The organism is Halorarum salinum (genome assembly GCF_013402875.1).
In the GTDB taxonomy this organism is placed as follows: Archaea; Halobacteriota; Halobacteria; order Halobacteriales; family Haloferacaceae; genus Halorarum; species Halorarum salinum.
Genome location: NZ_CP058579.1, coordinates 2,449,477 through 2,468,733 on the forward strand (window position 1 = coordinate 2,449,477; position 19,257 = coordinate 2,468,733).

Below are 19,257 nucleotides of genomic sequence, written 5' to 3' on the forward strand. Positions count from 1 at the left end.
GGGGGTCCGTTCGTCGACCCTTCGTCGCGGTACGGCTTTGACCCGGGGACGCCATCGGTCGGCATGGACGTCGCGATACTACTGTACGAGGGGTTCGACGAGCTGGACGCGGTCGGCCCGTTCGAGGCGTTCCGCTACGCCGAGGAGAAGGGTGCCGACCTCCACGCGCGACCCGTGACGCTCGACGGCGCCGCCACGGTGACCGCGAGCCACGGGATGCGCGTCGAACCGGAGGGAACGCTCCCGGACCCGGGCGAGGTTGACCTCCTGGTCGTCCCCGGCGGCGGGTGGAACGACCGGGGCGAGGAGGGCGCGTGGGCGGAGTACGAGCGCGGCGCCGTCCCGGACGCGGTCGCGGCCCACCACGACGCCGGCGCGACCGTCGCGTCCGTCTGTACCGGCGGGATGCTCCTCTCGAAGGCGGGCGTCCTCTCCGGGCGCCCCGCGGTCACCCACGCGGGCGCGCTGGCGGACCTCCGGGCGACGGACGCCGAGGTCCGCGACGAGCGCGTCGTGGACGACGGTGACGTGCTCACCGCGGGCGGCGTCACGTCCGGCATCGACCTCGCGCTCCACCTCGTCGAGCGCGAGGCGGGCGCCGAGGTCGCCGACTCGGTGGCGGCCGTCCTCGAGTACGAGCGCCAGCACGAGGCCTACACGCCGTAGTCATCCGCCCGCGGTCCGTCCGGCGGGACGCCCGCTCACGACCGGGCGACCGGCAGCACCGCGAGCGCCGCGAGCAGCGCCACGCCCGCGACCGCGTACCAGCCGAACGCGTAGCCGACCGTGTCCGCGAGGTAGCCGAACGCCGGCGGCGCGAGCAGGCCGCCGAGGTTGATCGAGATCTGTCCCCCGGCGGTCGCGGCGCCCACCTCGTCGTCGGGGACGAGCGCGGTGAGGCAGGCGTAGTAGACGCCGGGGAACCCGAGCACGAACAGGCCGAGCACGAGGAAGGCCGCGGCGGCAGTGAGCGGGGTGCCGGCGAGCGCGACCAGCAGGAACCCGGCCGCCGTGAGCACGGACTGCCCGACGAGGACCGCCGCGCTCGCGTCCGCGTCGCCCGGAAGTCCGTCGGCGAGCGCGCCGCCGGCGAGGCGGCCGACGCTGCCGGTCACCTGCACGGCGGCGAACGTCGCCCCGGCGAAGCCGGCCGCCGCGGCGACCGCGGAGTCGCGCATGTAGACGACGACGTAGCCCGTGGTGGTGAACACGGCCGCGCCGAGGAACAGTCCCGCGAGCAACAGCCCCCGGTAGCTCGCCTTCCCGAGGAGGCCGCGCACGTCGGGGACGGATAGCTCGCCGCTCCCGGACCGGCCGTCGTACCCCCGGGCGAACGCGAGCGCGACGACGCCGGCGACGCCGGCCGCGACGAGAAAGCCCGTCCGCCAGTCGCCGTTCGTCCCGGCGGCGGTGACGAGCAGCGCCGAGAGCCCCGAGCCCGCGGTGACGCCGACCTGTTTGACGTTCATGGCGATGTTGCGCCGCCCCGCCGGGGCGACGACGAGCACGGCGCGGTTCGTCGCCGGCATCGCCGTCGCGTACGCCCCGCCGACGAAGACGAGCGCCGCGAGCAGGAGCGGGTACGTCGTCGCGGTCGCGACCGCGACCATGCCCGCCCCGAGCAGCCCGAGCCCCGCGAGCATCGCCGGCCGCTCGCCGTACGCGTCGACCACCGCCCCCGCGCCCAGCAACGCGACTGTGTAGCCGAACATCACGGCGGTCACCGCCAGCCCCGTGAGAAACCCCGAGAGCTCGAATCCCTCGCGGATGAACCCGGTCGAGGCGAACACCGCGTAGAAGCAGAGACTCGCCGTCAGTTGCCAGCCGCCGACCAGTCCGAGGCCGCGCCACTCGCGCACGACCCGCCGTCGGTTCGGGGGGTACCTTCCACCTTCGGTTCCGGCGGGCGTCGCCGGGTCGGGCGCCCCGAGGTAGCCACCCCTTTCTCAACATTTAACAGCTGTCCGAACCATCTAGGCCGCGAGGTGATTCCATGACCGACCACGAACTCGATCCGCTACCGTACGAGTACGACGCTTTAGAGCCGCACATCAGCGAGCAGGTGCTGACCTGGCACCACGACACCCACCACCAGGGCTACGTCAACGGCTGGAACAGCGCCGAGGAGACGCTCGAACAGAACCGCGAGAGCGGCGAGTTCGACACGTCGGGCAGCGCGCTGCGGAACGTGACTCACAACGGCTGTGGGCACATCCTCCACGACCTGTTCTGGCAGAACATGAGCCCCGACGGCGGCGACGACGCCTCGGGCGCCCTGGCGGACCGCATCGAGGAGGACTTCGGGAGCTACGAGGGCTGGAAGGGCGAGTTCGAGGCCGCGGCGGGTAACGCCTCGGGCTGGGCGCTGCTCGTGTACGACTCGTTCTCGAACCAGTTACAGAACGTCGTGGTGGACAAACACGACCAGGGCGCCCTCTGGGGTTCCCATCCCATCCTGGCGCTGGACGTGTGGGAGCACTCGTACTACTACGACTACGGGCCGGCCCGCGGGGACTTCGTGGACGCGTTCTTCGAGGTCGTCGACTGGGAGGAGCCCAACGCCCGCTACGAGCAGGCCACCCAGCTCTTCGAGTAACGAGCCGACGCGCCGGCTCACGTTCCGATTTTCTTTCGATCACGCCGACCGGCGGAGGCGCCCGTCGTCGGGCGTGCGGTTCCGGGGCGTCAGTCGCCCGTGACCTCGAGTCCGTCGCCCGTCCCGACCGCCTCGGCGAGCCGGGCGTCGAGGTCGTCGAAGTCGTAGTTCCCGTTCGGGTCGAAGCTGGCGATCAGGCCGACGCGCCGGTCGTCGTCGGGGACGAACGTGCGGAACTGCGTGAACGCGTCGAACCCGCGGACGGTGTAGTTGTACTCCGTGTAGTGCAACTCCTCGAACGTCCGGCGGGTCACGTAGCCGTACCGCTCGTTGTCGAGGTACTCGGCCACGTCGACGTCGGCAACCTGTCGCTCGACGTCCTCGCGGACGTACACGGACTCGTGCGTCTCCTCGTCGAACAGCCACGCGTCCCGCAGGGCGTCGCCGCCGAACCCGCGGAGGGCCGCGATCAGGTCGTCCTTCGGCTCGTCCATCCTGTGGTACGGGATTGCATGACGGGTGAAAACCGTTGCGGGTCGGGTCAGGCGCGGAGTCCCGCCACGGACCCACCACCGACGCGCCATCCTCTCCCGATCGGGCGTCCGGACGCCGCACCGCCGGTCCGATATCCGGACGCTTTACCGCGGGGCCGCCGTATCGCGGGGCATGCCGACGCCGAAATCGGAGTTCCCGGAGCTGCACCCCTGCGACTTCTACACTCCGGACGAACTGCTGGAGGCCGATCAGCTGTACACCGTCTACGAGATCGCCCGCCTGCTCCAGGGGCTCGACCCGGACGCCGAGATCGACGAGGGGACCGAGGAGATCCTGCTCGACTGGACCATCCCGTGGGTGATGAACAACGCCGACGACCTCGTGGTGGCCGAGCCGCGGACCGAGGACGAGCCGGCACACTACGGGTTGAAACGCCCCGGCGACCTCGGCGACGGGGCGGGGGACGTCGACGGGGAATGAGGCTACTCGTCGCCGGCGGCGACCGCGTGGACGCGGGCAAGACGACGTTCGCGGTCGGCCTCGCGTCCCGCCTCGGCGGAGGCCGTCCCGACGAACCGGCCGACTCGCCCGCGGGGGGCGACGGTCCGAGCGCCTTCAAGCCCCGCGCGGGCAACGACTACTGGTTCGACCACGACGACGTCCGGGCCGCCGCCGCGGACGGTCGGCTGTTCGGGAAGGACGTCCGTCTGCTGACCGACGTCGCGGGCGGCATCCCGGAGGAACGGAACCCGATCCACCGCCTCTGGCGGCCGACGCCGGGCCGGACCGGGATGCTCGGCGAGCCGAACCGGACGTTCCTGCTGGACCGCGTGCGTACCGCCGAGGGCGACGTCTGGGTCCGCAACGCGAACGCCGACCTCCCGGACCTCGTCCGCGACCGGTTCCCCGTCGAGGGGGCGCGGCCGGTCGACTCGGTGGCGGCGTTCAACGACGCGATGCGCGACCTCCACCTCCCCGCGCTGGAGCGGGTCGCCGACCGCGTCCGGGCGGCAGACGTCGCGCTGGTCGAGTCGTACGCCGACATCGCGGACCCCCTGCCCGGCGCCGACGTCGACTACGACGCCGTCGCGGTCGTCGACCCCGGTCGAGCGCGGGTGTACGACGGCGCCCGCTGGGAGGACGTGCGCGCTGCGGTCGCCGGCAGCGACGCGGAGGGGAAACTGGAGGAGCGCGTCGAACGCGTGGTCGGGACGGTCGAGCCGGCGTCGACCCACCCGCTCCCCGCGCTCCCCGGGGAGGTGCGGGCCGACCCCGGGCGCGTCGCCGACGCGAACCGCGAGGCGTACGACGCCCTGCTCGCGGCCGCCGGACGGTCGACGTAGCGGGACGGCTGCGCCGACGTCACTGGCGGAGCGGGCGCGGGACTACCGCATCCGGGCCGAGCGCGCGGCCAGTTCCACGTCCTGTCGGGGGTCCGTGAGCACGCTCGGCCCGTGGCCGACGTGCATCTCGCGGAGGTCCTCGCCGACCCGCTCTCCCACGCGGTCGATGCTGTCGATCAGCGCGTCGCGGTCGCCCTCCGCGAGGTCGGTCCGGCCGAAGCCGCCGTTCCCAAAGATCAGGTCGCCGGCGAACAGCACGCCGGCGCCGGGAGAGTACAGGCAGAGGTGGTCGTCCTTGTGCCCCGGCGTGTGCAGCGCCTCGTACTCGGCGGAGCCCATCCTGACCGTCCCGCCGTCCGGGAGTTCGTGGTCCACCTCGTCCCGGTCAGTGTCGAACCCCCACGTCTCCACGTCGAACGCCTCCCGGACGTCGGCGAGGTTCCCGACGTGGTCCGGGTGGGTGTGGGTCAGCACGACCGCGTCCAGGCCGTCGACGTGTTCGCGGACCCGACCGACGACGTCGAAGTTCGACCCGGCGTCGACGAGGACGCGGCGGCCGTGGTCGCCCGCGTCGGTTACGGGTGGTGCGTCGGCCCGGGGTTCGCCGGAGACGAGGAACGCGTTGCTCGTGAACGCCTGCACGCCCGCGGCGAGGTTTCGGATCATTGCCGGGTGTTGGTCCGGGTGGGACTTCGCGTTTCGCATCGACGCAGGTGGGACGAGATCGACGGAGAGCGGCTCGATATACGCAGTATGACCCTCGAATATGTCGTTCGACACGACTGCGAAAGCTCCCCCGGCGGTCGGCTCATCGGTTGGTCCGGTCGTCGCGGCACGGCCCTCGAAAGCCCCCGCGGCTGTCAACTCGGTACGGCCGCCGCGCTCCTCGCGCTTCCGTCGGTCGCGCTCCGGTGCTCGGCGGTCCGTTCCTTCGTCGACAGCCGCGGCCCCTTTGAGTCCCACCCGCCGCACCGCACCTCACCCTCCCCAGCCTCCTGTGCTCCTCGCGTGTGCTCCCTTCGGTCGCCCACGCTGCGGTGCTCGTCCCTCGCGCGCGTCCGCTCGCCCCTCCGGGGCTCGCCGTCACGCGCGCCAGCCGGCTAGTTCATCGGCGATTCCCATCCATCCACGCCGACAGACCTTTTCCGGATGGCCGGAACCTGTCCTCATGCCCCCCGCACTCGACATCGCGTTCGGCGTGTTCCTCATTGCCCTCGGACTCGTGACCTTCCGCTACGCCTACCACATCACTTGGTTCGGCGAGCAACTCGACGCCATTGGAAGCAAGACTTCCGCAAGCGAGGTGGAACCGGCTGACTGGAACGTCTGGTTCACGAGGATCGGTGGGATCGTTTCCGCCGCCCTCGGGCTGTTCCTCGTCGCAAGTCGCCTTCCGGCGTTCCTGTAGCCGCCTCCGGAACAATTTAGCCGGGTGAGGTCCCCTCCTCGCACATGCAACAGTACCTCGACCTCGTCGAGCGCGTCCTCAGGACCGGGACGTACAAGCCGAACCGAACCGGGGTCGACACGCTCTCCTCGTTCGCCGAGGGGTACGAGGTCGACCTCGCCGAGGGGTTCCCCCTCCTGACGACGAAGGACCTCTCCGGGTTCCGCTGGAACTCGCTCGTCCACGAGTTCCTCTGGTACCTCTCCGGCGAGGAGCACGTCCGGACCCTCCGCGAGGAGACGGGCATCTGGGACGCCTGGGCCGACGAGGAGGGCCACCTCGACACCGCCTACGGGCGCTTCTGGCGCCGCTTTCCCATCCCCGAGGAGGGGCTGCCGGGCGAGACGTGGGCCGACGAGGGCCACCGCTGGGTGAACGACGACGAGCGTACGTTCGACCAGATACAGTACGTCCTCGACACGCTCCGGGAGAACCCCAACTCGCGGCGAATCGTCGTGAACGCCTGGCACCCCGCGAACGCGACCGTCTCGACGCTCCCGCCGTGTCACTACACCTTCGTCTTCAACGTCCAGGGCGACCGGCTGAACCTCCAGCTCGTCCAGCGCTCGGGCGACATCGCGCTCGGCGTCCCGTTCAACGTCGCCGCCTACTCGCTGCTGCTCACGGCCGTCGCCCAGCGCACCGGGTTCGAACCCGGCACCTTCGCCCACACCGTCACCGACGCGCACGTCTACTGCGGGAGCGGCGACCGCGGGGCCTGGTACGGCAGCCACGGCGACGACCTCGCCGACAGACTCGCGGACGTGACCGAGCGCGCGGAGTACCGGGAGGTCGCCGACTGGGTCGAGCGCGAGGCGCCCCCGGAAGCCGACGGCGAGGAGGACATGGACCACGTCCCCGGCCTGCTCCGCCAACTCTCGCGGGAGCCCCGCGAGCGGCCGCGAATCGAGGTCGCCGACAGGCCCCTCGACGAGTTGACGTACGACGACGTCCGCCTGCGCGAGTACGACCCCGCCGAAGGCATCCGGTTCGCGGTCGCCGAGTGAGCGATGGATCTGGTCATCGTCGCCGCCGTCGCGGCGAACGGCGTCATCGGAGCGGACGGGGACATCCCCTGGCACCACCCCGAGGACCTGCGACACTTCAAGGAGACGACGATGGGGTGTCCGGTCCTCATGGGTCGGCGCACCTACGAGTCCATCGAGCGCGACCTCGGCGGGCCGCTCCCCGGCCGGACGAACGTCGTGCTCTCCCGGTCTGACCCCGATCTCCCGGAGGACGTGGTCGTCGTCGAGTCCCCGGACGGGGCCGTCGCGGCGGCCGAGGCGACGGGCGCCGAAACGGCCTACGTCGCCGGCGGCGGGGCGGTGTACCGGGCGTTCCTCGACCGTGCGGACCGGATGGTCATCACCGAACTCCGCGACGCATACGGGGGTGACACGACCTTCCCCGACTGGGACCCGTCCGAGTGGGTCGAGCGCGAGCGCGAGAGGAACGGGGAGTTCGACTTCGTCGTCTACGAGCGCGCCGACGCATCCGGCGAGCGCGCGGACGGCCGCGACGGCGAGTAACCCGGCCACGGCCGGGGACGGGTCGTAACCGCTTTCCGCCAGCCAGCCGCCGTCCTCCCATGGGACGCCCTCGCGCCGCGCTGGCCTGTGCCCTCCTCCTGGTTCTCGCGGGCTGTCTCTCCGTGCCGCTCCCCGGGGACGGACCCCGGCCGTCGGACGGGACGGCGCCCGCACCCGGCACGACGCCGGGGACGACCGCGCCGCCGGCCGACGGCGTCACGGTCACCGTGATCGAGGTCGTCGACGGCGACACGCTCCGCGTCAGGTATCCGAACGGGAGCCGGGACACCGCGCGGCTCCTCGGGGTCGACACGCCCGAGGTGCACGGCGAGAACACGCCCGACGAGTTCGAGGGCGTGCCCGACACCGACGCCGGGCGGGCCTGCCTCCGCGAGTACGGCGACCGCGCGAGCGCCTTCGCGGACCGACGGCTCGCGGGCGAGGAGGTGACGATCAGCTTCGACGCCAACGAGCCCCGCCGGGGGTACTACGACCGCCTGCTCGTGTACGTCCACCACGACGGCCGGGAGTTCAACCACCAGCTAGTCCGTCGCGGGCTAGGCCGCGTCTACGACTCCTCCTTCGAGAGGGGTGACGCCTACTACGCGACCGAGGCCGCGGCGATGGACGCCGGGCGCGGGCTCTGGACCTGCAGCGACGGCGACGCGGGGCCGACGACGCCGACCGCGACGGCCACGCCCCCCTCCGGAACCGGGGTCGTCGTCTCGGAACTCCACGCCGACGCGGAGGGGCCGGACGGCGAGAACCTGAACGACGAGTACGTCGTCGTGACGAACCGCGGGGACGGGGCGGTCGACCTCGGCGGGTGGACGCTCACCGAGAACGCCGGCCGCACCTACACGTTCCCGTCCGGGGCGACGCTCGACGCCGGCGAGTCGGTCGCCGTCCACGTCGGCTCCGGCGAGGACGGCGACGGACACCTGTACTGGGGCCAGTCGAGCCCGATCCTGAACAACGACGGCGAGACGGTCACCCTCCGGGACGCGGGCGGCGACGTCGTCGCGGAGCGATCCACCTGACCGGGCCGGCGACGACGTCGCCGCCCGTGCCCGATCCGAACCCGTCGGCCGGCGCCGGGGCCGCCCGAACACTCACGTCGGCCGCGACGCAACCCGACGCCATGTACAGCAAGGCGACCTTCGAGGTGTACGAGGACCGCGTGGGGGAGTGGCGCTGGCGGCTCGTCCACGACAACGGACGCATCATCGCGGACTCGGGCGAGGGGTACGCGAGCAAGCAGAAGGCGAAGGAGGGGCTCCGGAGCGTGAAGACGAACGCGGCGGACGCCGACGTCGTCGAGGCCGGGAACTGACGCCCGACCGCGGGACGGTTCCCGGCGGACCCGCGGCGGTCGCTACAAATCCTTTTAGGGAGGGTTTTTCCGACCGCGACACATAGCGAACGTCGATGAGCGATATCGTGACGGTTTGCGGTCTCGGAGGTACACGATGAAGGGGAACGACCAGCAGGCGTACGACCGCGGAACGTCGCTGTTCTCGCCGGACGGTCGGATCTACCAGGTCGAGTACGCGCGCGAGGCGGTCTCGCGTGGCGCGCCGTCCGTCGGCGTCCGCACCGCGGACGGGATCGTGCTCGCCGCGCAGGCGCGGGCCTCCTCGACGCTGATGGAGTCCGAGTCGATCGAGAAGCTCCACAAGCTCGACGACCACGTCGGCACCGCCAGCGCCGGCCACGTCGCCGACGCCCGCCAGCTTATCGACTACGCCCGGCGGATGGCGCAGGGCAACCGGCTCCGCTACGGCGAGTCGGTCGGCGTCGAGACCCTGACGAAACACGTCACCGATCACATCCAGGAGAACACCCAGCGCGGCGGCACGCGTCCGTACGGAGCCGCGCTGCTGGTGGGCGGCCTGGAGAACGGACGCCCGCGGCTGTTCGGCGCGGACCCGTCGGGGACGCCCCACGAGTGGAAGGCGACCGCGATCGGCGGCTCGCGCGGCGAGATCCAGGAGGTCCTGGAGGAGGGCTGGTCCGAGGAGCTCTCGCTCGAGGACGGGCTCGACCTGGCGCTCCGCGCGCTGTTCACCGCCGACGACGAACTGACGGCCGGCGACATCAGCGTCGCCACCATCACCGTCGAGGACGGCTACGACGCCCTGACGGTCGACGAGATCGACGAGATCGTCGAGGGCATCGACGTGGACACCTCCGACGAGGAGGAGTAGTCGACGCCGAGTAGCTGACGCCGAGCAGCCGACGCCGGGTAACCGACCGCGAACGGCCGTCGATCCCGTCGCTTTTTCCCGACCCGGAGCGACCGCGCGGACGTGACGGACTCAGTCCCCCTGGATCGCGTCCGCGTCTTTCCAGTGAAGTCGCTCGACGGCGTCGACGTGGACGCCGCGACGCTCGGCGCCGGAGGGCTCGAACGGGACCGGGAGTTCGCCGTCGTCGACGCCGAGGGCGAGTACGTGAACGGGAAGCGCGAGCGGGGGATCCACCGCGTCTCGGCCGAGTTCGACCTCGACCCGCGGGCCGTCGCGCTCGCGGCGCCGGGGATGGCGGACGCGACGTTCGACCTCGACGGCGACCGCGGGGGGATGACGGACTGGCTCGGCGAGTTCCTCGGCTACGAGGTGTCGGTCGTCGCCGAGCGTCCGGGCGGCTACCCCGACGACACGGAGGCAGCCGGGCCGACGGTGATCTCGACCGGGACGCTCCGCGAGGTGGCCTCGTGGTTCGACGGCGTCGACCCGGAGGGGATGGGCCGTCGTCTCCGCGCGAACCTGGTGCTCGGGGCCGACGAGCCGTTCTTCGAGGACCGGCTGTTCGCCTCGCGCGGGGAGCGCGTTCGATTCGCCGTCGGCGGGACGCGGCTGGAGGGAGTCAACCCCTGTCAGCGCTGCGTCGTCCCGTCGCGCGACCCGGACACCGGCGAGGAGCATCCCGGGTTCAGGGAGCAGTTCGTCCGGATGCGGCGGGAGACGATGCCCGACTGGAGCGGGGGCGACCGGTTCGACCACGACTTCCGGGTGATGGTGAACACGGCCGTCCCCGACGGGAGTCGGGGGGCGGAGCTCCGGGTCGGCGACCCGGTCGAGGTACTGGACGCCGTCGGGCCGTAGTCAGGGCTCCCGCCGCTCAATCCGCCGGGCGAGCCGTGCGACGAGGACGTACTCGACGGCGTAGAGCACGCCGGCGAGAGCCAGCCACGCCGCGGCAGTCGGCGGCGACGGCCCGCCTCCGAGGGCGGAACCGGTCCCGACGAGGAGCGCGAGGTACAGCGCGAGATAGCCCGGGCCGAACAGGAGGACCCCGCCGAGCGCGACCCGGAACGGGAATCGGCCGTATCGACGGACGACCGTCACGTACCGGGAGAGGACCCTCCGGAGCACGGGCCTACGTCCCGTCCGCGCGCGCCTCGTACTCCTCGGGCGTGTACGTCTTGATCTCCAGCGCGTGGACCTCCCTCGTCATGGCGTCGCCCACCGCGTCGTAGACGAGCCGGTGCTGCTGGACGAGCGACTTCCCCTCGAACGCGGGCGAGACGACGACTGCCGCGAAGTGCTGGTCCTCGTGGTCGGGGTCCGGCGCCCGCGGGGTCGTCACGGTCGCCTCGGCGTCCTCGATGCCCGCCTCAATGGCGGCCTCCACGTCTTCGGCGTTCATGAGTGCGTGGTGGGAGCCGGAGGGGAAAAGCGGTCGGATGGGCGTCGCCGGCCGGCGACGGTCGAATCGGTCATCGACGGGCTTACGCGCCAGCGAACGACAGGGAACCGCGTGACCGACGACGCCGCGCTCGTCCGCGAGCGCATCCTGTCCGAGCACGCCGACCTCCTCGGGACGACCGCCGACTGCGCCGAAGCGGTCGCGGCCGGGTGGGGCGGTGACGCGACCGCCGACCGCGAGGCGGTGGTCCCGCCCCTGCGCGCGGCGCTGGAGCGGTCGGGCGCGCTCGGGCGGCTGCCGGAGATGCTGTCGACGGCGGCCAGGGCGCTCGACGCGACGCTGCCGGCCGAGCCGGTCGCCGCGCCGCCGTACGTCGTCGTGGCGGCGACCGGCCCCGTCGTTCGCGCGACGTTCCCCGACCGCGGACGGCTCGTCGTCGAGGTAAGGGTGGTCCGCGTCGAACGGGGCGGGGACGGCCCCCGGTATCGACGCGTCGCGGGCGGAGGGGCCGACCCCGTCGACCCGCGCGACCTGCTCCGCGTCTCGTTCCGCTGACGGCGGCCTTTTGGTGGTGGCTTCCCTCCCGGCGCACATGCGAATCGTCGACTACGACCTGTACGCGGTCCCGCCGCGCTGGCTCTTCCTCCGCGTCGAGACGGACGACGGCACCGTCGGCTGGGGGGAGCCGGTCGTCGAGGGGCGCGCCCGCACCGTGAAGGAGGCCGTCTCGGAGCTGATGGACGACTACCTGCTCGGCGAGGACCCCCTCCCCGTCGCCGACCACTGGGAGCGGCTCTATCGCGGCGGCTTCTACCGCGGCGGGCCGGTGCTCATGTCCGCCATCGCGGGCATCGACCAGGCGCTGTGGGACATCAGGGGTAAGCACTTCGGCGCGCCCGTCCACCAGCTCCTCGGCGGTCCGGTCCGGGACCGCGTCCGGGTGTACCAGTGGGTCGGGGGCGACAGGCCCGAGGGCGTCGCCGAGGCGGCCCGGGAGAAGGTCGACGCCGGCTTCACGGCGCTGAAGATGAACGGGACGCCGGAGCTGGAGCGCGTCGAGTCGCCGGCGGCGATCGATCGGGCCGCCGAGCGGCTGCGGACCGTCCGGGAGGCCGTCGGCCCGGAGGTCGACGTCGGCGTGGACTTCCACGGCCGCGCGACCAAGACCGCGGCGAAACAGCTCGTCGCGGCGCTCGAACCGCACGACCCCTTCTTCGTCGAGGAGCCGGTGTTGCCCGAACACGACGACGCGCTCGCGGACGTCGCCGCCTCGACGTCGGTCCCGATCGCCACCGGGGAGCGGCTGTTCCACCGGACGGACTTCAAGCGGATCTTCGAGGAGAACGCCGTGGACGTCATCCAGCCGGACCTCTCGCACGCGGGCGGCATCACGGAGGTCCAGCGCATCGCCGCGATGGCGGGCGCCTACGACGTGTCGGTCGCGCCCCACTGCCCGCTCGGGCCGGTCGCGCTTGCGGCCTGCCTCCAGGTGGACGCCGTCGCGCCGAACGCGCTCATCCAGGAGCAGAGCCTCGACATCCACTACAACGAGACGAGCGACGTGCTGGACTACCTGGCGGACCCGTCCATGTTCGAGTACGAGGACGGCCTCGTTCCGGTCCCGGACGGGCCGGGGCTGGGAGTCGAGGTGGACCGCGACGTGCTGGAGGAGCGGGACGGCCACGACGACTGGCACAACCCGGTGTGGCGGCGGCCCGACGGGTCCGTTGCGGAGTGGTGATGATAAATCTCCGTCGGTGATCGTGGCGTTTCTGTGGCGGTCGGAACGGGTTCCCCGGTGGCGACCGCGGAAGCCCCCGCGCCTATCGAGTCGGGGGACCGCGCCTGCGCTCCTCGTCGGTCGGCCTGCGGCCTCCCTCCTGCGGTGCTTGACGGTCCGCGCCTTCCCCGAGAGCCGCGGCCCCTTCCATTCCCACCCTGCCGGTTCCACGGCCGAGCGCAGCAGGCCCGACTACCGAACGCACACGCCGTGGGTAGCCTGGCGTGGCGCTGGCGGGTCGACGGTCGGCGGGGTGCGGCGGGCACGACTGCGAGCGAACGCAGTGAGCGAGCCGCGCCCGCCGGGGAGGCCTGGGGACGACACGCGACGCTCGCCCGACCGTCCCACGGGGCGGGATTGAAAGGGGCCGGGCTCTCGGCTCGGGGCTTTCGAGGCGTTCTGACCGACGAAAACGACGAACCGACCGGGAACGACCCACACCGAGAAGACGCGGAAGACGTAGCAGACGTGAAGTCCCCCGCGACCGACCCGTCGAACACGGAATGACCAGCATCGACAACTCCCCCATCGAGGCCACGAGGCTCCCGTCCCGCTTCCAGGACGAAACGGCCGTCGTCACGGGTTCGACCCGCGGCATCGGCGCGGGCTGTGCCCGACGGCTCGCGGCCGAGGGCGCGAACGTCGTCGTCACCGGCCGCACGGCGGAAGCGGGCGAGGAAACGGTCGCCGACGTCGAGGAGGGGGGCGGCGAGGCCGCCTTCGTGGAGGCCGACATGCGCGACCCGGACGACATCGCGGCGCTGTTCGAGGCGACCGTCGAGCGCTACGGCGGCCTCGACGTGCTCGTCAACAACGCGGGCGTGGAGACGTACACCGCCGCCGACGAGGCGGACATGGACGACTGGGAGTTCGTCCTCGAGACCGACTTTCGCTCCTACTGGCTCTGCGCGAAGCACGCCCGCGAGCACATGGACGGGGGCGCCATCGTGAACATGTCCTCGAACCACGCGTTCTCCACCGGTCCGCGGATCTTCCCCTACAACGCCGTCAAGGCCGGCATCAACGGGATGACCCGCGCGATGGCGCTCGACTTCGGCCCGGAGGTCCGCGTGAACACGGTCAACCCCGGCTGGGTCGCCATCGACCGCACGACCGGAGACATGTCCGCGGAGCGCCGGGAGGAACTGGCGAGCATCCACCCGACCGGGCGCGTCGGCGTCCCGGGGGACGTCGCCGCCGCGGTCGCCTTCCTCGCGAGCGAGGAGGCCGGGTTCGTCACCGGCGCGCACCTCACCGTCGACGGCGGCCGGAGCGCGGTGCTGCAGGACGACTTCCTTCCCGACTACCGCGAACGGCGGGAGAACGAGTGAGCGCGGTCGAGAGGGCGGAGCGAACGGGTAGTCGGCGAACCGGCGTCCCGGGCACCTCGCCGGTCCGAGGGTCGGACGGCGACCCGCGCCGCTACTTCCCCTCGAACTCGGGTTTCTCGTCGGACATGAACGCCATCACGCCCTCCATGAGGTCGTCGGTCCCCATCACCTGGCCGAACGCCTGGCACTCGATCTCGAGGCCGGCAGTGGTGTCGTCGCGGCCGGCGAGCATCGCACGCTTCGTGTAGCGCTGGGCTACCGGCGGGCCGGCGGCGAGGTCACGGGCCAGTTCGAGGGCACGCTCCTCCAGCTCCTCGTTCGGGTGGACCTCGTTTACGAAGCCGTACGACTCCATCTCGGCGGCGTCGTACCGGTCGGCGGTGAGGATGATCTCCTTCGCGCGCCCCTCGCCGACGATGTGACGGAGCCGCTGGGTCCCGCCCCAGCCGGGGATGAGCCCGAGGTTGAGCTCCGGCTGTCCGAACTCCGACCGCTCGGAGGCGAGCCTGAGGTCCGCACAGGTGGCGAACTCCATCCCGCCGCCGAGACAGTAGCCGTCGATGGCGGCGACCACGGGCAGGTCCGAGCCCTCGTACCTGCTGAACGTGGCCTGGCCCTGCCGGGAGAGCTCCACCCCGCGGAGGTTGTCCGCGCCGCCGGCGGCCATGCTCTGGACGTCCGCGCCCGCCGAGAAGGCGCGGTCCCCCGCGCCGGTGACCAGCACCGACCGGACCTCCTCGTCGTCCTCGAGCAGGTCGATGGCGGCCCCGAGCTCCTCGATCATCCCGACCGAGACGGTGTTCATCCGGTGCGGGCGGTCGAGCACGATCCGGCCCACGTTGCCGTCCCGCTCCACGCGGATGGCCTCGAACTCCTCGGTAGCGTCGCCGCCGCCGGCGACGCCGTGGAACCCCTCGCCTGACTCGGCGAGCTCGCGGAGGCGTCCCGCCGCCTCGTAGCGCTCCGCGCCGGTCTCCTCGTGCAGGTCGTCGAGGGTCCCGACGAGCGTCTCCAGCCCCGCATCGTCCGCCATCCTCGCCGGGCCGTCCGGGAAGCCCGCGCCGAGCATCACGGCCTCGTCGATGGCGTCCGCGTCGGCGACGTCGTTTTCGACGAGCCCGGCGACCTCGTTGGCCATCGTCGCGAGCAGCCGGTTCTTCACGTCCTCGCGGCCCGCGTCGGACGGGACGTCGACGCCGCCGTCCGCGTAGTCGTAGAACCCCTCGCCGGTCTTCTTGCCGAGTTCGTCGTTCTCGACCTTCTCGGCGAGCAGCGGGCAGGGCTCGTAGGCGGCCCCGAGCACCTCGTGCATGTACTCCAGCACGTGGTAGCCCACGTCGATCCCGACCTGGTCGGCCAGTTCGAAGCTCCCCATCGGGAGCCCGACGTCGAACTTCGTGGTGGAGTCGACCTCGGCGACGGTCGCGTCGCCCCCGTGGACGATCCAGGCCGCCTCGTTCATCAGCGGGACGAGCACCCGGTTCACGATGAAGCCGGGCGAGTCCTTCCGCACGCGGACCGGCGTCTTGCCCATCCGTTCGGCGACGTCCTCGACGAGTTCGAGGGTACCGTCGGCGGTGTGGGCCCCGGAGATGACCTCGACGAGCTGCATCCGGACCGGCGGGTTGAAGAAGTGCATCCCGCAGAAGCGCTCGGGCCGATCCGTGACCTCCGAGAGCTCCGTGATGGAGAGGCTGGAGGTGTTCGAGGCGAACACCGCGTCGGCTGGCGCGTGCTCCTCGACCTCGGCGTACACGTCCTTCTTGATGTCCATCTTCTCCGGCACCGCCTCGACGACGAGGTCCGCGCCGCCGACCGCCGCCTCCACGTCCACGAGCGGAGTGACCCGCTCGAGCGCGGCGTCCGCGTCCGCCTCCGTGATCTGGTCCTTCTCGGCGAGCTTGCCGAGCGACCACTCGATCTGGTCGTAGCCGTCCCGGACGAACTCCTCGTTGATGTCGCGCAGCCGGACCCGATAGCCCGCGAGCGCGGCCACCTCCGCGATGCCGTGGCCCATGTTGCCCGCGCCGAGCACGGCCACCGTCTCCACGTCTGTCGCGTCCATGCTCGCCCGGTCGAACGGCCCCGGATTCAACGTTTCCCCTCGCGCGCACGTGAACGGACGGCCCGTTCACCGGCGTTGGCGTTCATCGGCCGGCGCGTCGGCGCGAGTTCACCGCCGGGGTCGCGTCCCCACGCTACCGCTTCGCCACCGGATCGAGCCAGTAGGTGGACTGCACCCAGGCGTCCTCCGACAGCGAGCCCTCGTCGGTGAACCCGAAGATCTGGATCGCGACGCGGCCCTCCATGGGGAGGTCCCGCCACCCCTCCTCTACCGGTTCCGGGCGTGATTCGGTCATCCTCGATCGACCTCCTGAACGTCCGGACGGAGGGGGAGCGCGGGGATTGTTAGTCGCCGCTGACCGCGAGTTCATCGGTCGTTACCGACGGCGGACCGCGCTCCGGTACTTCGGATGGACGGACCCGAGCGCGCTAGGCCGACTCGTACTCGGCCCAGATGTACTTCGTCGCGACCGACCGATACGGCCGCCACGCCTCGGCGACCTCGCGCATCTCGCCGCGGGTCATCCCCTCCCCGTTCCCGTACAGCCCCTCGATGCCCCGGCGCACCGCGAGGTCGCCGAGCGGCAACACGTCCTCCCGCTCCAGCACGAACAGGAGGTACATCCGGGCGGTCCAGTCGCCGATCCCCTTGATCTCGGTGAGCAGGTCGACGACCTCCCCGTCGGAACGGTCGGCCAGCCCGGACTTCGAGAAGTCCCCCTCCCGGAACGCGCGGGCAGCGTTTCGCACGTACTCGACCTTCATCCCGGAGAGCCCCGCCTCGCGGAGCGCCGACTCCTCGGCGGCGAGCACCGCCTCCGGGGTGACGTCGTCGGCCAGCAGGTCGAACACGCGCTCCTTCACGGCCGCGGCGCTGGCCGTCGAGAGCTGCTGGTTGATGATGGAGACACAGAGCCGCTCGAACGGCTCCCAGTCCCGTTCCGAGTACGGGTCGTGCCTGTCGAGCAGGTCGGCCATCACGGGGTCCTCCCGGAGGACGGAGTGGGCGTCTTCGTGCATGATCGAAGCTACTGATACGGGCACAGGGCGGCGAGCGGGAAAACCTCCCGGTCGCGGCGTCGCCGCGGTCGAGGGGGCGTCGACGCGTCGGAACCGAACGGAACCGGAGCCTTACTCCTCGTCGTCCTCGTCGTCGTCCTTCATCTCCTGGAGCCTCGAGACGAGGTCGTCGGTCGAGGCGCCGGAGTCGAACGTCATCTCCCCCTCGTGGTCGTTCTCGTGGGCGTCGACCGTCGATTCGTCGCCCGGTCCGCCGCCGGACTCCTGCCGTTCCTGTTCGGACTCGTCGTAGCTACCGAATCCCATGTCCGAACCGAGGCGGCCTGCACGGAAAAGTGGTCCCACTCGCCGGCCGTCCCGTGCGGCCCGGCGTCTTTCCTTCGGTCGGCCTACTCCTCCTCCTCGTTGCGCTCGCGAGTCCCCGACTCGTTCGCCCGACGCTTCACGTCGACCCGATAGTGCTGGAGGATGTCCCGCCCGAGCAGCAGCGGGTACTCCATGTGCGAGCGGTCCTCGACGCTCCCCGTGACGGTGTGCTGGCGGCCGCCGATGCCGACGACGAGGTCCACGACCGGCCGTGCCTTCCCGCCCTTCACGCTCCCGGACTTCACCCGCGTCATGCTCTTTATCGGGCCGGCGCCGATCTCGGCCGCCAGCTTCGTGTCGATGGAGGAGCGGGTCGCGCCCGTGTCGGACTTAGCAAACGCTTGCGTCGAGCCCCGGGTGCCCGCGACGACTACCTCCTCGATGTAGCCGATGGTCGGCGTGTCCTCCGGCCGCTGCTGGGGGGTGACCGGAAAACACGACGGCATCGTGTCGTCGAGCACCGTGGCCAGTTCGCGGACGCGCTCGTCGTCGACGGCGCCGCCGCCGCGCTCGATGGCGAGTTTCGCGATGTACGGCGCCGGCGACCGCCCGGTCGCCTTGAACAGCCCCTTGAACCCCGCGGTCGGGTTCACCTCGAGGACGTACCAGCCGTCGAACCCCTGCACGAGGTCGACGCCGGCGTAGTCCAACCCGACGGTGTCGGTGGCCGCGAGCGCCATCTCCCGCACCTCCTCCGAGACGTGTTCGGTCGCGTCCTCCACGTCGCCGCCGAGCGCGACGTTCGTCCGCCAGTCGCCCTCGGGCGCGTAGCGGTTCATCGCGCCGACGATCCGGTCGCCGACGACGTAGACGCGCTGGTCGTGGTGGCGGGACTCGTCCCGGTCGATGAGCTCCTGGAGGAACGCCTGTCTGTTGCCGACCATCGGGTTGACCGGCTCCTCGAGGTCGAGTTTCCAGGTGCCGCCGCCGTGGGTGCCGATGGCGGTCTTGTAGACGCCCTCCGGGGAGAAGCGCTCCCGGCCGTCGTTCAGCCGGCCGTTCGAGAGCGCGAGCAGCGCGTCCGGCACGCGGATGCCCGCCTCCGAGAGCGCGACCGCGGTGGCGAACTTGTGGACCGCCGTGAGCACCGCGGTCGGCGTGTTCAGCGTCGGCCGTGCCCGCGCGAACGTCGCTGCGAGCCCGAGCCCCTCCGCGGGGTCCTCCGTGTTGGACAGCAGCATCCGGTTCGCCACCACGTCGACGTCCGGCTCCAGTTCGACCTCCCCGTCGGTGATGCTCACCGAGGCGTTCTCCTCGCGCAGCCACGAGGGGGAGTGTCCCAGGTCCTCGATCGCGTTGCAGATCGCCTTCGACTCCTTGCTCGTGTGGAGCGCGAGCACGCCCACGCGGACCGGGTCCTCGGTCATGCGTACACAATCCGCCGGAGCGAGTAAAGGTGTCCCGGTGCCGTCGGCCGAACGCGACGTGCTCGACCGGCGGACGAACCGTCGAACCGAACCGCTCGTTCCGGCGTTCGTCCCGAACGGCGACGGGTGCGCCGTCGAGTCGCCGGTTGCCGGTGAACGGCGGACCGTACCGGCGAGCGAAAGCCGTACTGGCAAGCCACGGACCGTGTCGGCGAGCCGCCGGGACGAGCGCGAGCCCGGTCGAGCAACCTTTTATCGCGGGCCG

The 19,257-nt window shown here is 71.6% G+C and carries 24 protein-coding genes; 14 read left to right on the forward strand and 10 right to left on the reverse strand.

The window, feature by feature from the left end; translation table 11 throughout:
* Positions 1 to 63: 63 nt before the first annotated feature.
* On the forward strand, positions 64 to 666 hold the full coding sequence (locus HUG12_RS12040; RefSeq protein ID WP_179269004.1) for a DJ-1/PfpI family protein: 603 nt from the start codon (positions 64 to 66) through the stop codon (positions 664 to 666).
* 35 nt (positions 667 to 701) lie between these two features.
* Here HUG12_RS12040 and HUG12_RS12045 read toward each other — a convergent pair whose 3' ends face one another.
* A complete protein-coding gene (locus HUG12_RS12045) occupies positions 702 to 1,859 on the reverse strand; it encodes an MFS transporter (protein WP_179269005.1) in 1,158 nt (385 codons plus the stop codon).
* 134 nt (positions 1,860 to 1,993) lie between these two features.
* On the opposite strand from HUG12_RS12045, the gene sod reads away from it, so the two are divergent.
* A complete protein-coding gene (gene sod, locus HUG12_RS12050) occupies positions 1,994 to 2,596 on the forward strand; it encodes a superoxide dismutase (protein WP_179269006.1) in 603 nt (200 codons plus the stop codon).
* Positions 2,597 to 2,685: 89 nt separating this feature from the next.
* On the opposite strand, the gene HUG12_RS12055 is transcribed toward sod, so the two are convergent.
* Positions 2,686 to 3,090: a DUF7522 family protein gene (locus HUG12_RS12055; protein ID WP_179269007.1), complete on the reverse strand. Its 405-nt coding sequence runs from the start codon at positions 3,088 to 3,090 to the stop codon at positions 2,686 to 2,688.
* Between the two features lie 172 nt (positions 3,091 to 3,262).
* On the opposite strand from HUG12_RS12055, the gene HUG12_RS12060 reads away from it, so the two are divergent.
* Both HUG12_RS12060 and HUG12_RS12065 read left to right on the forward strand, forming a co-directional pair.
* On the forward strand, positions 3,263 to 3,571 hold the full coding sequence (locus HUG12_RS12060; RefSeq protein WP_179269008.1) for a DUF5827 family protein: 309 nt from the start codon (positions 3,263 to 3,265) through the stop codon (positions 3,569 to 3,571).
* Positions 3,568 to 4,434 carry an ATPase gene (locus HUG12_RS12065; RefSeq protein WP_179269009.1) on the forward strand — a complete coding sequence of 289 codons (867 nt, stop codon included), beginning with the start codon at positions 3,568 to 3,570 and terminating at the stop codon, positions 4,432 to 4,434. Before HUG12_RS12060 ends, HUG12_RS12065 begins: the two co-directional genes overlap by 4 nt.
* Before the next feature lie 42 nt (positions 4,435 to 4,476).
* Here the strand turns inward: HUG12_RS12065 and HUG12_RS12070 are convergent, their stop codons facing one another.
* The gene (locus HUG12_RS12070) at positions 4,477 to 5,100 is read right to left on the reverse strand and encodes an MBL fold metallo-hydrolase (protein WP_179269010.1); all 624 of its coding nucleotides are present in this window, start codon (positions 5,098 to 5,100) and stop codon (positions 4,477 to 4,479) included.
* A 502-nt stretch (positions 5,101 to 5,602) separates the two neighbouring features.
* On the opposite strand from HUG12_RS12070, the gene HUG12_RS12075 reads away from it, so the two are divergent.
* From HUG12_RS12075 to HUG12_RS12105, 7 genes are all read left to right on the forward strand, one after another.
* Positions 5,603 to 5,842 carry a hypothetical protein gene (locus HUG12_RS12075; protein ID WP_179269011.1) on the forward strand — a complete coding sequence of 80 codons (240 nt, stop codon included), beginning with the start codon at positions 5,603 to 5,605 and terminating at the stop codon, positions 5,840 to 5,842.
* Between the two features lie 44 nt (positions 5,843 to 5,886).
* Positions 5,887 to 6,888: a thymidylate synthase gene (gene thyA, locus HUG12_RS12080; RefSeq protein ID WP_179269012.1), complete on the forward strand. Its 1,002-nt coding sequence runs from the start codon at positions 5,887 to 5,889 to the stop codon at positions 6,886 to 6,888.
* 3 nt (positions 6,889 to 6,891) lie between these two features.
* Positions 6,892 to 7,413: a dihydrofolate reductase gene (locus HUG12_RS12085; RefSeq protein WP_179269013.1), complete on the forward strand. Its 522-nt coding sequence runs from the start codon at positions 6,892 to 6,894 to the stop codon at positions 7,411 to 7,413.
* Between the two features lie 59 nt (positions 7,414 to 7,472).
* A complete protein-coding gene (locus HUG12_RS12090) occupies positions 7,473 to 8,453 on the forward strand; it encodes a lamin tail domain-containing protein (RefSeq protein WP_179269014.1) in 981 nt (326 codons plus the stop codon).
* A 101-nt stretch (positions 8,454 to 8,554) separates the two neighbouring features.
* On the forward strand, positions 8,555 to 8,746 hold the full coding sequence (locus HUG12_RS12095) for an HVO_2922 family protein (protein ID WP_179269015.1): 192 nt from the start codon (positions 8,555 to 8,557) through the stop codon (positions 8,744 to 8,746).
* Positions 8,747 to 8,882: 136 nt separating this feature from the next.
* Entirely contained in the window at positions 8,883 to 9,620 is a 738-nt protein-coding gene (psmA, locus tag HUG12_RS12100; protein ID WP_179269016.1) for an archaeal proteasome endopeptidase complex subunit alpha, read from the forward strand.
* A gap of 102 nt (positions 9,621 to 9,722) precedes the next feature.
* Positions 9,723 to 10,520 (forward strand): MOSC domain-containing protein, encoded by a 798-nt coding sequence (locus HUG12_RS12105; RefSeq protein ID WP_179269017.1) that lies wholly within the window; start codon positions 9,723 to 9,725, stop codon positions 10,518 to 10,520.
* Here the strand turns inward: HUG12_RS12105 and HUG12_RS12110 are convergent, their stop codons facing one another.
* Both HUG12_RS12110 and HUG12_RS12115 read right to left on the reverse strand, forming a co-directional pair.
* On the reverse strand, positions 10,521 to 10,790 hold the full coding sequence (locus tag HUG12_RS12110; RefSeq protein WP_179269018.1) for a hypothetical protein: 270 nt from the start codon (positions 10,788 to 10,790) through the stop codon (positions 10,521 to 10,523).
* Positions 10,791 to 10,794: 4 nt separating this feature from the next.
* On the reverse strand, positions 10,795 to 11,064 hold the full coding sequence (locus HUG12_RS12115; protein ID WP_179269019.1) for a BolA family protein: 270 nt from the start codon (positions 11,062 to 11,064) through the stop codon (positions 10,795 to 10,797).
* Positions 11,065 to 11,175: 111 nt separating this feature from the next.
* Here HUG12_RS12115 and HUG12_RS12120 point away from each other — a divergent pair, with 111 nt between their 5' ends.
* The 3 genes from HUG12_RS12120 (at position 11,176) to HUG12_RS12130 (ending at position 14,175) form a co-directional block, all read left to right on the forward strand.
* Positions 11,176 to 11,619 carry a hypothetical protein gene (locus HUG12_RS12120; RefSeq protein ID WP_179269020.1) on the forward strand — a complete coding sequence of 148 codons (444 nt, stop codon included), beginning with the start codon at positions 11,176 to 11,178 and terminating at the stop codon, positions 11,617 to 11,619.
* A 37-nt stretch (positions 11,620 to 11,656) separates the two neighbouring features.
* Complete coding sequence (gene dgoD, locus HUG12_RS12125) at positions 11,657 to 12,805, forward strand: galactonate dehydratase (RefSeq protein ID WP_179269021.1); 1,149 nt, start codon at positions 11,657 to 11,659, stop codon at positions 12,803 to 12,805.
* Between the two features lie 542 nt (positions 12,806 to 13,347).
* Positions 13,348 to 14,175, forward strand: coding sequence for an SDR family NAD(P)-dependent oxidoreductase (locus tag HUG12_RS12130; RefSeq protein ID WP_179269022.1), 828 nt, complete (start codon positions 13,348 to 13,350; stop codon positions 14,173 to 14,175).
* Between the two features lie 91 nt (positions 14,176 to 14,266).
* Here the strand turns inward: HUG12_RS12130 and HUG12_RS12135 are convergent, their stop codons facing one another.
* The 5 genes from HUG12_RS12135 to HUG12_RS12155 all read right to left on the reverse strand — a co-directional run bounded on the left by HUG12_RS12135 (position 14,267) and on the right by HUG12_RS12155 (position 18,992).
* The gene (locus HUG12_RS12135; protein WP_179269023.1) at positions 14,267 to 16,240 is read right to left on the reverse strand and encodes a 3-hydroxyacyl-CoA dehydrogenase/enoyl-CoA hydratase family protein; all 1,974 of its coding nucleotides are present in this window, start codon (positions 16,238 to 16,240) and stop codon (positions 14,267 to 14,269) included.
* Positions 16,241 to 16,373: 133 nt separating this feature from the next.
* Positions 16,374 to 16,535 carry a hypothetical protein gene (locus HUG12_RS12140; protein ID WP_179269024.1) on the reverse strand — a complete coding sequence of 54 codons (162 nt, stop codon included), beginning with the start codon at positions 16,533 to 16,535 and terminating at the stop codon, positions 16,374 to 16,376.
* 133 nt (positions 16,536 to 16,668) lie between these two features.
* Positions 16,669 to 17,259, reverse strand: a complete 591-nt coding sequence (locus tag HUG12_RS12145; RefSeq protein ID WP_179269025.1) for a DNA-3-methyladenine glycosylase family protein — start codon at positions 17,257 to 17,259, stop codon at positions 16,669 to 16,671.
* A gap of 111 nt (positions 17,260 to 17,370) precedes the next feature.
* On the reverse strand, positions 17,371 to 17,565 hold the full coding sequence (locus tag HUG12_RS12150; protein WP_179269026.1) for a DUF5786 family protein: 195 nt from the start codon (positions 17,563 to 17,565) through the stop codon (positions 17,371 to 17,373).
* 83 nt (positions 17,566 to 17,648) lie between these two features.
* Positions 17,649 to 18,992: a putative ATP-dependent zinc protease gene (locus HUG12_RS12155; protein WP_179269027.1), complete on the reverse strand. Its 1,344-nt coding sequence runs from the start codon at positions 18,990 to 18,992 to the stop codon at positions 17,649 to 17,651.
* Positions 18,993 to 19,257 lie beyond the last annotated feature (265 nt).